This is a genomic window from Aquitalea aquatica, assembly GCF_013911085.1.
Taxonomy (GTDB): domain Bacteria; phylum Pseudomonadota; class Gammaproteobacteria; order Burkholderiales; family Chromobacteriaceae; genus Aquitalea; species Aquitalea aquatica.
Genome location: NZ_JACERN010000014.1, coordinates 1 through 12,258 on the forward strand (window position 1 = coordinate 1; position 12,258 = coordinate 12,258).

At 56.4% G+C, this 12,258-nt stretch carries 17 protein-coding genes; 4 read left to right on the plus strand and 13 right to left on the minus strand.

Annotation, left to right across the window (positions count from 1 at the left end):
• From H2Z84_RS03680 to H2Z84_RS03725, 10 genes are all read right to left on the minus strand, one after another.
• Positions 1 to 451 (minus strand): hypothetical protein (locus H2Z84_RS03680; protein WP_220272681.1); only part of this gene is annotated, 451 nt, incomplete at its 3' end.
• A gap of 54 nt (positions 452 to 505) precedes the next feature.
• On the minus strand, positions 506 to 1,159 hold the full coding sequence (locus H2Z84_RS03685) for a UCP028438 family phage-derived protein (RefSeq protein ID WP_181834776.1): 654 nt from the start codon (positions 1,157 to 1,159) through the stop codon (positions 506 to 508).
• Positions 1,160 to 2,284 carry a baseplate J/gp47 family protein gene (locus H2Z84_RS03690; protein WP_181834777.1) on the minus strand — a complete coding sequence of 375 codons (1,125 nt, stop codon included), beginning with the start codon at positions 2,282 to 2,284 and terminating at the stop codon, positions 1,160 to 1,162.
• 3 nt (positions 2,285 to 2,287) lie between these two features.
• Positions 2,288 to 2,653 carry a phage tail protein gene (locus H2Z84_RS03695; RefSeq protein WP_181834778.1) on the minus strand — a complete coding sequence of 122 codons (366 nt, stop codon included), beginning with the start codon at positions 2,651 to 2,653 and terminating at the stop codon, positions 2,288 to 2,290.
• An 8-nt stretch (positions 2,654 to 2,661) separates the two neighbouring features.
• Positions 2,662 to 3,315, minus strand: coding sequence for a phage baseplate assembly protein V (locus H2Z84_RS03700; protein WP_181834779.1), 654 nt, complete (start codon positions 3,313 to 3,315; stop codon positions 2,662 to 2,664).
• Entirely contained in the window at positions 3,312 to 4,346 is a 1,035-nt protein-coding gene (locus H2Z84_RS03705; RefSeq protein ID WP_220272682.1) for a hypothetical protein, read from the minus strand. The genes H2Z84_RS03700 and H2Z84_RS03705 overlap by 4 nt, the downstream gene beginning before the upstream one ends.
• An 84-nt stretch (positions 4,347 to 4,430) precedes the next feature.
• A complete protein-coding gene (locus H2Z84_RS03710) occupies positions 4,431 to 5,417 on the minus strand; it encodes a hypothetical protein (protein ID WP_181834781.1) in 987 nt (328 codons plus the stop codon).
• Positions 5,418 to 5,427: 10 nt separating this feature from the next.
• Positions 5,428 to 5,781: a DUF2513 domain-containing protein gene (locus H2Z84_RS03715; RefSeq protein WP_181834782.1), complete on the minus strand. Its 354-nt coding sequence runs from the start codon at positions 5,779 to 5,781 to the stop codon at positions 5,428 to 5,430.
• A complete protein-coding gene (locus H2Z84_RS03720; RefSeq protein ID WP_181834783.1) occupies positions 5,778 to 6,092 on the minus strand; it encodes a hypothetical protein in 315 nt (104 codons plus the stop codon). Before H2Z84_RS03720 ends, H2Z84_RS03715 begins: the two co-directional genes overlap by 4 nt.
• Before the next feature lie 54 nt (positions 6,093 to 6,146).
• Positions 6,147 to 8,084, minus strand: coding sequence for a phage tail tape measure protein (locus tag H2Z84_RS03725; RefSeq protein WP_181834784.1), 1,938 nt, complete (start codon positions 8,082 to 8,084; stop codon positions 6,147 to 6,149).
• Here H2Z84_RS03725 and H2Z84_RS03730 point away from each other — a divergent pair.
• From H2Z84_RS03730 to H2Z84_RS03740, 3 genes are all read left to right on the plus strand, one after another.
• On the plus strand, positions 8,083 to 8,322 hold the full coding sequence (locus H2Z84_RS03730) for a hypothetical protein (protein WP_181834785.1): 240 nt from the start codon (positions 8,083 to 8,085) through the stop codon (positions 8,320 to 8,322). The genes H2Z84_RS03725 and H2Z84_RS03730 overlap by 2 nt on opposite strands.
• A gap of 8 nt (positions 8,323 to 8,330) precedes the next feature.
• Complete coding sequence (locus tag H2Z84_RS03735) at positions 8,331 to 8,852, plus strand: OB-fold protein (RefSeq protein ID WP_181834786.1); 522 nt, start codon at positions 8,331 to 8,333, stop codon at positions 8,850 to 8,852.
• A 206-nt stretch (positions 8,853 to 9,058) separates the two neighbouring features.
• A complete protein-coding gene (locus H2Z84_RS03740) occupies positions 9,059 to 9,283 on the plus strand; it encodes an Rcat domain-containing protein (protein ID WP_181834787.1) in 225 nt (74 codons plus the stop codon).
• 30 nt (positions 9,284 to 9,313) lie between these two features.
• Here the strand turns inward: H2Z84_RS03740 and H2Z84_RS03745 are convergent, their stop codons facing one another.
• The gene (locus H2Z84_RS03745; RefSeq protein ID WP_258869280.1) at positions 9,314 to 10,174 is read right to left on the minus strand and encodes a Rha family transcriptional regulator; all 861 of its coding nucleotides are present in this window, start codon (positions 10,172 to 10,174) and stop codon (positions 9,314 to 9,316) included.
• 295 nt (positions 10,175 to 10,469) lie between these two features.
• On the opposite strand from H2Z84_RS03745, the gene H2Z84_RS03750 reads away from it, so the two are divergent.
• Positions 10,470 to 10,754, plus strand: a complete 285-nt coding sequence (locus tag H2Z84_RS03750) for a DUF3761 domain-containing protein (protein ID WP_181834788.1) — start codon at positions 10,470 to 10,472, stop codon at positions 10,752 to 10,754.
• Positions 10,755 to 10,968: 214 nt separating this feature from the next.
• On the opposite strand, the gene H2Z84_RS03755 is transcribed toward H2Z84_RS03750, so the two are convergent.
• Together H2Z84_RS03755 and H2Z84_RS03760 are read right to left on the minus strand one after the other, a co-directional pair.
• Positions 10,969 to 11,607 (minus strand): KilA-N domain-containing protein, encoded by a 639-nt coding sequence (locus tag H2Z84_RS03755; protein ID WP_181834789.1) that lies wholly within the window; start codon positions 11,605 to 11,607, stop codon positions 10,969 to 10,971.
• Between the two features lie 253 nt (positions 11,608 to 11,860).
• The gene (locus tag H2Z84_RS03760) at positions 11,861 to 12,250 is read right to left on the minus strand and encodes a hypothetical protein (protein ID WP_181834790.1); all 390 of its coding nucleotides are present in this window, start codon (positions 12,248 to 12,250) and stop codon (positions 11,861 to 11,863) included.
• Between the last annotated feature and the right edge of the window lie 8 nt (positions 12,251 to 12,258).

Genomic DNA, 12,258 nt, shown 5'->3' on the forward strand with positions numbered 1-12,258 from the left:
GCTGCGTCAGGCCGTTGTTGCCCTGGCCACTGTAAGGCGATGAAGGGCTAGCACTGTTGTAGTACGGCAGCAGCACCGGGTTTGAATCGACGTCAGCATAGGAGGCTTCGATCAGGTAGTTGATCGATTGTCCAGCGGTAGCCGGGGCCGGGCACGATAGTGTGGCCTGATCCAGCAGAATGCCTTGTTTCAGGATCTGGTGAGTAGTGTCTGCTGCAAGGCTGGAGAATGCAGTGCCGTCGATATTCTGCAGGCTGTAAATCTCACCCGGCGCGACATTCATCTGCAAACTCGCCGGGCTGGTCGGCGTGACTGCAAAACCGTTGACGACGGTTGCGGTACCCAGCACGGCTGCCGACAACTTGGCCATGCCAATCATGGCGTCCTTGGTCATCTGTAGCAGTGTGGTTTCCGGCAGGATCTGGCCGGGGTAGACGATCTGTCTGTCCATGATGGTCCCAATAAAAAAGCCCGCGGAAGCGAGCTTGGTTGGAAGGTGAAGGTGTCAGTTGCTGATGCGGTACCAGACGGCCGTAGCCGCCGGCCGGGTGGCTTCAATCGCCGCGATGATGTCGGCGTCGGAAACCGTTGGTGAAAGTTTGGTGCTCGGCAGCAGCCCGCTGGAAAGCGCCATCCCGAATGCGTTGGTATTGATGCCGGGCCAGTTGGCTGCGCCATTCGACTGGGGCCGATAAGCAGTGACGAATGCCTGGTAAGGAGAAACGTAGCTGCCGACCATGGCCACGCCGAGGGCTGCCGTCACCCCCAGGCAGCCCACATCAGCAGGCCGTGCCGGTTCTACAATCAGCGGGGCGCGGCCTGTCAGGTCGGTCAGCATCTTCTGCATGCCGTACCGGGTGGCACGCTCCCGGAAAATGTTGATCACGATGCGGTTGCGGTAGCTGTCATCACTCTGGCCGGAATAGCGCACGAGACCGTTGCCGAAGAAATCTTGCGCAGCAATGTCCAGCCAGCCGCCAGTAGCGGTTTTTATTCGGGTCTGAGCCTGGGCAAATAGATAGAGCGAGTACAGCCAGGCCAGCGCCTGGGAATACCCCCAAAGCAGCCCGTCCAGCAGAGGCGTACTGTCCGGGAACCAACCACGGGGCAGCAGGCTTTTCAACCTGCTAAACATATCGGTTTGATCGCCTGTCGCCATTTACGCCACCGAAATTGTGCCGGGTCGAATGACCTGTTTTTGCGTTGCAGACAGATCGGCCGTGCCGCCATTGAGCGTGACGGCTGTCACGTTGGTGATGGCTGATGTCACCCCGTAGGCAATGCTGATCAGCTTGGAGTAGGAAAGCAGCTGCCCCAGCGATAGAGAGGCAATGTAGGACTGGATTGCCGCATTCACATTGGCCACGACTACGCTGTGCGTAACGGTGGAATCCGTGGTGATCACCATGCTGACGTTCGCCGACAGCAGCGCCGGGCCGAACACCCCGTAGCGGCTGCAGAATGGCCGTACCGACTCGATGGCACTTGCCGCGCTAGCTAGGAAAGTGCTGGAAGGGTTGCCGCTGCCATCGTCTACGACGGCATAGAAGTAGCCGTACAGGACGTTTCCGCTGTAGTCCTGGTTCTCCACTAACGAGTAGGTGACACCGGTCTGCATGGAAGCCAGGGCATAGCCGATAGCGGCCTTGGTTGCCTTGGACAGCGAAGCCACCCACAGCACGAAAGCGGCCCGAAATGCCGTATCCGACTGTGCATCAGCGCCATTGGCAAATGCCGAGGCGTTGGTCACTGTGTCGACGAAGGAAATGCCGCCAGTGATCACGGTTACCGTGCCGGCCAGCGCATTGCCTGCCGCGCCTGCGGTATTGGCCAGTACCGGTACTGTGACGCTGGATATACCGGCCGCGATGACATATCCGCCGAGCGTGGCGCTGTACGCGGCATTCGTTGTATCCAGCGTGGCCGTATAGGCCTGGGTACCGTCAGTAGTCGTTACTGAAGCGCCAATAGGGATGACAGCCTGATTGGTCGCGGTGAAGCGCGAGAAAGTGACCTGACCGGTGGCTTGCACTGCAGAAAGGCGGGTAAAACCGAAATCGGCCATCCAGCTGTCAAGGTCGGTACCGGAGCAGGTAGCCGCCCGCACGGTGACCAGTAGCTGAACGATCAGCTGCTGAATCCACTGTACGACACCGCTATTGGCTTCCACGACCGCCAGCATCAGGCTACCGATGGTCAGGTCCACCAGTCCGGCCGCGCGCGACTGGATGGCGGTGACCTGGTTGCGGACGATGGTGGTGAAATCAAGAATGTTGAGTGCCATGCATTACCCCGTTACATCAAAGCCAAGCGTGACGCCCTGTCCGCTGGGTGCATCGGTATAGGAAATGACCACGGCCGCGCCACCATCAATGGCAGACACGGCCACCTGCGGCGGCGGGTCCTGCGCCACGCATGCTTCCAGCAGCATTTGCCCCTTGATCAAGGCTTGCCACTCGCTCACATTCAGCAGGTCGCCCACCTTTTCACCCAGACCAGCGCCGTAATCCGGGTGCTGGATGTAATCGCCAGGGTTGGTCATCAGCCGGCGCAGCACCCGTTGCTTGCCCCGCTCGATGTCGGTGACGGGCAGCAGATCGCCTGTCGGGGAGGCTGTAAGGTCGCTCCCGACATAGTGGTAAAGGTCTTTCATGGGATTTCTCAGTTCGGCGGGTTGGTGTTACTGCCCGTGCCGTTTTCGTGGTGGGTATGGCCCTTACCGCTCTTGCCGGCGGCAATCACATCGGTATCGCCAGTGATGGTGCCGGTGGAATGCATGTCACCGGTCACCTGCATGGCTGCACCAGTACCGCCCTGAATGGCCATGCCGCCATTGCCGGCAATCTGCTGGGTCACCTGCAAGGTGTTATCCATCTGGACCGGGCCGACGAAGTGATGCTGAGTGGCTGTGTAAGTGATCGTGGCTGCCGCCGTAACTTCCACCGTGCCATCGTTATGGAACTTCAGCAGCGAGCCGGACTTTTGTACCAGCCAGAACTCGCCGGACGGCGGCCCCGGGCAGCGGTCGGTGTCGTTGTAGAACTGATCGCCACCCAGGCCATTGCCGATCTGGCCAGAATCGAAATCCACCTCAATCTGCGCCCCGATCATCGGCCCAGCGGCCAGCCCCCAGCCATTACCGGCCCAGCATGTCCCCAGCGGAATCCAGCCGGTTTCCTGCCCCTCCGGCATGATCTTGACCTTTACGCTGTAAGAGTCTGGGTCATAGCCGGTGATCAGCCCCTGCCGGGTGCCGGTCATATTGCCCAACGCACCCTGCGCCCGGGCAGCAAAGGCGTTCAGTAGCTCTTTCATCCGGACACCTGTGTATTGGGATTGTGGTTCTTGGCGGTGAAACTCATGCGGTATCCCTCTTCGAAGCTGAGGGAGCGCCGCACCGAATCGCAGTAGTACAGCTGGTCAAACGGGCTGTCGGTGCCTTCTACCCGGATGATGGTTTGCGGTGTCAGCAGGTTGTCGCCCGGCATGGAGCCGCTGACCTTCATTTCATGCTGGATGATCTGGCGGTAGATCTCTTCCGCCTTTTTCATCGCATCTTCCGGCGTCAGGCCATTCCGGATAACCCGGTAAGTCTGCGTCTTCGGTGTCGATCCGCCCGGCGTCACGCTCTTGGCGTTTTTCGGGTAGGAGGCAATCGTCGGCACCGTCTTCTTGTGCCGGCTATGCCAGGACAGCACTTGCACCGTGATGCCCTTGGCGATGGTCAGCGCGCGCTCGCACTGCAGGTCATCGGCCACATTGGCCTGCGGGTAGGGCTTGTCACCGGGTGGCGTCCAGCGAATCAGGTACTGGTCGGCCGTGGTCGGGTCTGTCTGCGGTTCAAAATGCAGCTCGTTGCCGCTCACATACACCTGCATGCCTTCGAATCCGGCCAGGGTGGTCAGAATCTCCCATTCCGACTGTTCGCCACTCAGGTGGGCAGAGTCGATCTGGTAGAACTCACCGAAGAGCCCCTTTGTGGCAGTGACGACAGGAACCAAGTTGTGCCGGTAGGCCAGTAGGGTGGCAATCTGGCTGCTGGTGCTGTTCTTGAAGCTCTCGCCGGCCGACTTGGCATCAATCAGCCTGCCGGTGAAGTCTCGGCCTTCCACGATCACTTCCATGCGGGCCGGATTGAAGCGCCACGTGTCCACATCGCCCACAATCAGCTGCGCCTTGCTGGTTTGTCCGCTGGCGGTGATTTCGGCGTGTATTTCCACCTCGATGCTGGTCTGATTGGCCCACCACTTCAGCAGGCCGAAGCTGGCCGGCAGGGCAGACACTGCGAAGGTGACGGAAAAGGTGTCCGCAGCGCCGAAGCTGTTGTTGTCCACATCGAACGACACGAACGGCACTTCAGTGCCCGCCAAAAGACAACGCCCGACAATTTGCCGGGCGTGTGATGGGAGAATCTGGTTTACGTCCATGGGTCAGCTCTTTATCACCGGGATGGTCAGGGTGTGAATGCCGGTCAGTTGTGGGTCAGTCAGGCCATTTGCAGAGGCAATCACCGTCCATTGCGACGGGTCGCCATAATACTCGCTGGCCACCTGGTACAGGTTTCCGCCGGACAGGGTTACAGTTCGCACGCCATTGGCCGTGGTGCCGGATGTCACGTTCTTGTTGAGCCGGCCCAGCACGTCCTGCAGCTGGTACAGCGCCGGGGTGCGCGTGGCCAGATCTACCTGCGTCAGCACGTTGTTGACGGCTTTCGACACTGGGTTGCCGGGGATAAGGCCGCCCAGCGTGGTGATAGCCGTTGCCGAAGCCTCCAGCTTGCCGATGGTCTGCTGGATTAGCACTTGTGCCGCGATGATGGGCCGGACGATGGTCTGCACGGCGTCCACAGTCGCTGTGGCGATATCGGACACGGCCGCCACGGCGGACTGCACCGCAGTGACAGCATCGGTTACTGCCTGCACGTTGATGATGTTGGCCAAGTCCAGCGCTTTGCCGATATCGGAGTTGATCAGCGCATCCAGTGAGGCAGTCAGGGCGTCCGCATAGACCGGTGCATCGTTCCGCTTCACCACCTCCAGCTTGATGCTGTAAGGCCGCTTGTAGGCGAACTCATAGACCGGAATGAACTCGGCCAGCACCACAGTGAAGCTGATGTCATCCAGCGTCAGCACCACCTGTTTTCCAGCGGCGCGCATACGCTCCAGCGCCTGGACGCGAGCAGATGTGCTGCTTCCAGTGAAGATGCCGGACCACTGAATGGCGTCCCAGTCTTCGCCCAGCAGGTCGATGGTGCGTTTGCCGCCCACCAGCCGGTGGATGACCGTCTGCTGCCGCGCGCCGAATGCGATGCGCTCCGGCACCTCGAAGTCCAGAAAGGTGAAGGAGCCCAGGCGTAGGCGCACAGCCGTCGGGTCCAGGCCCTGGGCGAAACCGGCCATGGTGTCGAGAAGGCTCATGTACGATCTTTCAGCGAAATAGCGATTTGACGACTTCGGCAGCGGCCAACTTGACCACCTCGAATGTCAGTGCCAGCCCCTTTTCCTTGGCCACGCGCTGGATGGCGTTCCATGCCGTTTTGCTGCGGATACCATCCAGCAGCTCATGGCCTTGCCAGGTCAGTGACTCAATCCGACAAGTGCGGCCGCCGTTGTTGAGGTATGTCGTGCAGCCACCGGTAGCAAGGCCAGCCTCCACGATCAGCTCAATGTGGTAGTTCACGGCGTCTGCTGGCCACCCTTCAACATCGGCGGTCGAAAGCGGCCCTTCGGATTCCTCGGCGACCACCAGGATGGCCCGGATCAGGTCCCAATCTCTTTTCATGTGATTTCCTTGGAAATAAGATCTGCCACCTGCTGATAAGAGCATATGGCTTGATGCTCTGAAGAAGCTGCCTGCCGAAGCCACCAAACACCTTGCAATGAAACTAATGGATGCGGGACTGGCTCATGCGCCGGACGCACTTCGGCAGGTAGGTAGCATGCTTGGGCTCCACTGACCAATTTGAATTTGACCCAGCCCGCCGCGGGGGAGAGCGCCACCCAGAACTCCTCCTGCAGCGAAAACCCCTCCAACAGCAGCCCGTCTTTGTGCCATAGCAAGCTATCCAGATCGATACGCGGGTCGTTTTGCATTTTCGTTCCTTACCTAAAAGAGAGGCTGGGGGCGGATGAGTAGGGGAGGCCCATCTATCGTCCAACCATACTTGGCATGCCCGGCTGCAGCACACCCATCATTTTGTCAAAGGTGGGGGAGCCGGTAGCAGGGGCGTTGGCTGCGCGGGCTTGGTGCATCGTGGTGTTCTGAGCGATCTTCTTGCCATCAAGGTTGATGGGTTGGTTGATGTGCACCACGACCGGCTGACGAGGTGGAACAGGTACGTGGCCGCGGCCTTCGTTGGAATACGATGCCTGGGGTGCATTCCCATAGTCTGCAAAGTGGAATTTACCTATCTTCATTGAGTCAGGCAGTACCGCGTTCAACCCTTCAATCAACGTGTTGAACAGTGTTTGCCACCCGGTAAGGAAGACATTGGTGAAGGAGCTAAATGCGCCAAGAATGTCCCCTGATAGCAGTTTGACGAACCCGGTCTTGATGCCTTTCCACATATCGGACAGTCCGATCATGATTTCATCAAAATTATTAAAAAATAACAAAGGAAGCACCACTATCGCTGCGGCCAAAAGACCCAGCGGAACCAGCGCCGCAGTAAAGGTCGGAGCCAGCCCAAACAGCACCGCCATGCCAGCACCCATCATCACCTTGCCGATCACGTCCAATGCAACTCCCAGTCCTATAAATGAGCCGACAACCCATTTCAACTTGTCAGGGTTTTGCTCCATCCATTGGCTAATGCCATCCAGCGCATCGGCGAACTTGATCATGAACGGGATCATCTTTGGCAGAATTTCATAGCCGATTCGGGCCTGGACGTTCGACCACTGCTTCTGCATGGCCTGCTGTGCCAGTAGCGGGTCGGTCTGTAGCAGCTTGTCGTACTTGGCCTTACTGCCGCCACCAGCCGTGACATCGTCGATCATCTTCTTGTCACGCTCGAACTGGGCGTGCTGGAAGTGCAGCTTCTTGAACAAGTCGGCTGTCATCTGGTTAGTTGCCAGTGCACTGATGGCCTGAATGTCGGTCAAACCTTTCTTTTTCATCAGCGTGGCAACTGCAGCCTCGCCATACTGCTGCCACCAAAGATACGGGCTTTGGCTGGCTAAATCCTGTCCAGCAACCCCGCCCGGGGTGATCTTCTTCAGTCCAGTGTGGTGCTTATTCCAGACAACATGGCCAGCCTTGATAAGGTTGGCGTCTTCCCAGTTCTGCAGCTTGTTCAACGGAATGACCTGCTGCACTACAGCGCGGTCAAAGTTGCGCAGCAGCGTGCCGGCCTGCTGGCCACCACCGTTCCCGCTTTTCATTTCCTGAATCAGGGTAGGGAGGTAGTGGGAAATGAAGTCGTCGTTGTAATTGAGAGATGCGCCGCGCGTCATCTTCAACGCGCCATGGAAATCCTGCATGCTCACCTTGCCACCGAAGGCAATGGACGCTTGCATGAACTGCTCTGCGCGCTTCTGCATCTGGGCATCGGTCATGCCGCCGACAGTGGTTAGCTCTGCAGCCTTCGCCATGTCATAGCCGACATCTTTGACCTTGTGCATCTGACCCGTCAGCGATGCCAAGATAGCGCTGGCACGCTGCGCCATTGGCAGCATGGAAAGCGCTTCGTGCTCATGGCCGGAGCCGAACACGGCGCGCATCTCGCGGTAGGCTTCGATATTATCGGCAGCGCTGGATGTCATCACATCGCGGGATGTCTTCCAGGAAGCCGAAATCACCTGTGCGATATCGGCCTGCTTCATGCCGAGAATGCCCAACTGGGAGACTTGGTGCGTGTATTCCTTGCTGGCCTCGATGGTTTTACCCATGAATCCCAGCATTTCCCCGCCAACGTGCGACATGCCCCAGCCAACACCAATCAGCTTCAACGCCTTGAACTTGTCTTGCAGATTGACAACATTCTTCTCCAGGCCGAGCAGGTCTTTTGCAATCATGCTCAAGCCGGAGCTAACCATATTGGTTAAACTGAGCTTGATCGCTACGCTATAGGCCTGATTGTCCATGAAATATTCCTTTCGTTACCGTGCGCAGGAGTGGCTGGCAGAGCGCGTGCGCTGGGCGCAGTACCCACGCCAAGAGTTCATCCCGCGAGGGCAGGAGAAGCATCAGTCGGAAGACTGGATTGATAAGTTGTACAAAATCGTCAGAGCTGGTTTTTTGCTCTGGTTTATATTGGTGCCGATTATTTGCGCATCGGCAGTAATGGCGTTGTTTTTAATAATTGTTCTTGGTGATAAATAGGGGGTGGTATGGTTTTTATTTCATTGTTGATCGCAGGCTCTTGCTTCTTGTCTATTTTTGTTGCTCTTGTAAAACCAAGCATTTATAAGAAAAAAGATGGCACCCACTTGTCTCGTACCAGGGCTGCAAGCTATTCATTTATTGGGTTTTTCGTGTTTACAATAATCGGCGGCGCACTTAATAATAAAAATGAACCAGCAAAAATCGATCAAGAAATAAAAGCTGAGAACGCAAGTTCAGTAGTAGTCATAAAAACAAGTCATTCGGATATTTCGCACCGATTTACAGAAAATGCCACTGAGGCATCTTTGTTTTATAAAGGAAAGCGTATCCAAGTAACGGATACGGTTAATTCAATACAGGCTGCGGGTGCTATGGTGATGGTTAATGATGCCATGGACCCGTATATTGTCAGTACATGGGGGAAATCAGTTGATCGCGCAGCCACCATTAAGGCTGGAGATAAAGTAACCGTCCAGTGTTCTTACGTTGACGCTGCCATGATGAGTCAGTGCGACATCGTTGAATAATATTCTAAATTATCGGCGCTGAATTCGTACTGGTTAATCAGCCTGCACCGACAAGAAAAAAGCCGACCTTGGGTCAGCTTTGGTATTTGTTCTGTGCAAGCTTGCTTTATTTGGCCTTTTTGGCAGTAGCAATACCGATACTAGGTGGTGTGCTTTTTATTTTGTTCTATTTGGTAAAAACAGCCGTATCTAACTGAGAGGTTTGTATGCTTATTTTTTGGGCGCTGTTTGGCGCATTAATTGGTGTCGTAGCAGCGCAAAAGCGTGGGTTTGGAGTTGCAGGCGGTGTAATCGGCGGATTGCTTCTTGGCCCGCTTGCGGTGCTCATGTTCTTTGCCTCCAGCGGTCGGGTGAAGTGCCCCGCCTGTGCGGAGTGGATGAAAAAAGAAGCCAAAATTTGCCCACACTGCAAAACTGCGGTGGAGAAATAAACAAACCCGGCCAAGGCCGGGTTTTTCATATCATCCGAGTACTCTGCGTTGCAGCGCCAGGCTAGACTGCTGCGCATACTCTCGCACCTTCTCGGTGTTTCTCAGGTGTGGCCAGATTTCATTACCACCATCAAACGCATCCGGGGCCAGCGAAGATTTCAGCAGCCGCAGCGGTGCTTCCATGTCTTTCAGTAGCGATGCCGACCGCTTGGCCCAGCTGAACACGCCTGACAGCGCAGCTGCTTCCTGCTCGGTCAGCACGTAGCCTTTTTGCACCAGCGGTAACTCTTTCTGCGCTGGCATCCACTCACCTTCCAGCACCAGCTGGTGCACATACTCCACTGCCTGCGGAATCTGGTCTTGCGTTAGCTCGTCAATGTGGCCGACGGCGAAACGCTGGTGGACGATGGCGTAGGCGTCCGGGTACATCAGCTTCTTCTTGGCCACCAGCATGTTCACCGCATCGCGCAGCGGGGTGCGGGTGTCTACCGTGGTTTTCTGCTCCGGCTTGTTCAGCAGCTGACCAGCCATCCAGTTGAAGGCATTGATGTAGGCTTCCTTGATCATTGCTGCTTTTTTACCGGTGAAGCCCATCACCAGGAACATGAAGCCGTCCTTGGTCATTTCGTAGTGCTTGGAATCGCGCTTCGCACCGTTGCCAACTTCGACCTGTTGAACATGGGCTGAAAAGTTAGCCGATGCAAATTCTGCTGAGCAATCAAGGCTTTCGATGCGCTGGATGATGTTCTTGTGCAATTTGCCAAAGGCGTCAGCGACCTTGGCCGAAGTGGTGCGCAGCTCGTTGCCGGCCAGCGAGATAAGGTACTTCGGTTCAAGGTTGTAGAAATTGGGTTGGAACGGGAATTGAGTAGCAGCCATGATGGCCTCCATTTGTTCAGGATTTTTCCCAATAAGGGAGGGGGTTGTCCTACGCCAAATGAGCGCCGGGTCCTTACGGATACCCGCAACCCCCAAAGCTTTGACGTGCCTCGTCAAAGACGCTGCACGGAATGAGGGCGTAAAAATACCGCGAATCAGTCGCGGGGTACTGCATTTGGCTAGGAGCTTGCAGGCTACCCCACGACTGGCGCGGTGTCAAATCATCCCCAAAGTACAGCTCCCTGATGGCGACAAGGCTATTACAGGCTGTCATTATGTCATTCCCATAAATCACCAGGGCATGACCATGAAATTCATTATTCTGGCACTCGCAGCTGTGCTTGCCATGCAGCCAGCAATGGCGAAGAAGCCAAATTACCAGTCCACCGAGCAAATCCAAGAGGATGACCTGATGGAGCATGGCGGCTACACCAACTCGGATGGCGAGCAAGTGCACAGCCCGGCACATACCAAATCAGGCAAGAAGCCTAATGGCGCATCAGCCAAGTGTCGCGATGGCAGCTACAGCTTTAGCCAACATCATCGCGGAACCTGCTCGGGCCACGGTGGTGTTGCCCAGTGGTATAAGTAGGCTTCAACCATGGTGGAAATCACAACGGTTGCGTAAAGGTGTCACCAAAATGGTGATGGAGGTATTGAGGAAATCGCAATACCTTCATTGTGATTTCCACCATGCAGCTCTGACCCCAAACCCAGCCTTCACCTTTATTCGGTGCCTCATTTTGGGGTATGCCGACATGCCCATATCGGGCATCCCGAGAACCCCACTTCGGGGGCCTGGGTGCCTACGCAGCGTACGGCAGACCGCGCTGGGCAAATTCCCGGTCAATGTCCGGATTGTTTGCCGCAATTCGTGACCAGTCCGCTCGTGTGTCGCTGCCCACCATCAGCCGACCGGCAAACTGAGCAGTCTGCTCCACTTGGTCCAGCGACATTTCCGCCAGGTGATGGGTGCCAGCGTAGGCATTCAGCAGGCTATATGCCTTGCCGAAGCCAACACCACGGAAAAGCACCATGTCCACTGCCATGTGCAGCAATACGGCACGGTCGCGGGATGCGCTGGGGATGGTAGCGGGGCGATGTGTGGAAATCTCACTTCGGATGAGGCCATCTATCTGGTCGTCACACCACACTGCAAAATCAACATCCAGCCACTGCGCGAAGCGCACGGCTAGTTTGGGGTGCAGCCAGGTGCCCTGAGCGTTACCAGATTTTCCGGTATCGCCACCGCGCTTCGTTTTGAAATACGGGATTTTCCCGTATTTGCGTTCCAGTGCCTCTAGGTATCTCGCCGTTTCCGGCAGTGCAAGCCAGTCGTTCGGACGTCTTCCAAACTTCTTGGCCGCATCGGTCGCGTTAAACCAGCCGTCGGCGGTGAAGTGCATGGCCTGGCCATTGAAGTCAGCCTGAATGATTTTTTGCATAGCGTTCTCCTACCCTGCACAAAGGGGTGTCCACGGCAGCAATCGTTGTGCAGGAGATTTTGGCGACTGTTTTTCGGGTCGCGCACCCTAGCCGTGGACGTAAAAAAGCCCCACGTGAAAACGTGAGGCTGGAAAAGCAAAACCGCCTCCGGGCGGCTTTTTCAATGGATGGATGACGTTCGCTTATCGGCATATGCTGTTGTCTCTCACAACGAACAGCACCGAAAGGAACGTCATGGAAGAAACGATCAATCTAACCTTCGAGCCGCGCTGTATTCATTGCGGTAGTGATCAGATCACTCACACCCCGGAGAGTGACGGTGAATACACCGCCCACTGTGCCGTTTGTGGCGGGTCGTTCAGCAAAGCTGACTTCCTTGCCTTCTGTAAGAACCAGGTGGACAAAGGCATCAACGAAGCGCTTTCTGACCTTTTCGGGAAGGGCCTGGGCAGCTAGCCTTGCCTCATTAATCTGAGACTCGATAGCGCTGTGGTCGAACGTGATCGTGGCAGTGTACGTCACAGGCTGGCCCGGCTCTTGTTGGGCTTTCAGGTATTGAGCCTGGTGGCCAGACAAGTGATTGATAGTAACTAGGCTGATTTGCACGCCCGGCTCTCGCTGGGCATTTTTCATCGTGCTCATGTTTGATC

Excerpts from the sequence above, each read along its gene's own strand:
- H2Z84_RS03685 (WP_181834776.1), bottom strand. The coding sequence starts at position 1,159 with ATGGCGACAGGCGATCAAACCGATATGTTTAGCAGGTTGAAAAGCCTG.
- H2Z84_RS03690 (WP_181834777.1), bottom strand. The coding sequence starts at position 2,284 with ATGGCACTCAACATTCTTGATTTCACCACCATCGTCCGCAACCAGGTC.
- H2Z84_RS03695 (WP_181834778.1), bottom strand. The coding sequence starts at position 2,653 with ATGAAAGACCTTTACCACTATGTCGGGAGCGACCTTACAGCCTCCCCG.
- H2Z84_RS03700 (WP_181834779.1), bottom strand. The coding sequence starts at position 3,315 with ATGAAAGAGCTACTGAACGCCTTTGCTGCCCGGGCGCAGGGTGCGTTG.
- H2Z84_RS03710 (WP_181834781.1), bottom strand. The coding sequence starts at position 5,417 with ATGAGCCTTCTCGACACCATGGCCGGTTTCGCCCAGGGCCTGGACCCG.
- H2Z84_RS03715 (WP_181834782.1), bottom strand. The coding sequence starts at position 5,781 with ATGAAAAGAGATTGGGACCTGATCCGGGCCATCCTGGTGGTCGCCGAG.
- H2Z84_RS03720 (WP_181834783.1), bottom strand. The coding sequence starts at position 6,092 with ATGCAAAACGACCCGCGTATCGATCTGGATAGCTTGCTATGGCACAAA.
- H2Z84_RS03730 (WP_181834785.1), top strand. The coding sequence starts at position 8,083 with ATGAAATATTCCTTTCGTTACCGTGCGCAGGAGTGGCTGGCAGAGCGC.
- H2Z84_RS03725 (WP_181834784.1), bottom strand. The coding sequence starts at position 8,084 with ATGGACAATCAGGCCTATAGCGTAGCGATCAAGCTCAGTTTAACCAAT.
- H2Z84_RS03735 (WP_181834786.1), top strand. The coding sequence starts at position 8,331 with ATGGTTTTTATTTCATTGTTGATCGCAGGCTCTTGCTTCTTGTCTATT.
- H2Z84_RS03740 (WP_181834787.1), top strand. The coding sequence starts at position 9,059 with ATGCTTATTTTTTGGGCGCTGTTTGGCGCATTAATTGGTGTCGTAGCA.
- H2Z84_RS03745 (WP_258869280.1), bottom strand. The coding sequence starts at position 10,174 with ATGGAGGCCATCATGGCTGCTACTCAATTCCCGTTCCAACCCAATTTC.
- H2Z84_RS03750 (WP_181834788.1), top strand. The coding sequence starts at position 10,470 with ATGAAATTCATTATTCTGGCACTCGCAGCTGTGCTTGCCATGCAGCCA.
- H2Z84_RS03755 (WP_181834789.1), bottom strand. The coding sequence starts at position 11,607 with ATGCAAAAAATCATTCAGGCTGACTTCAATGGCCAGGCCATGCACTTC.
- H2Z84_RS03760 (WP_181834790.1), bottom strand. The coding sequence starts at position 12,250 with ATGAGCACGATGAAAAATGCCCAGCGAGAGCCGGGCGTGCAAATCAGC.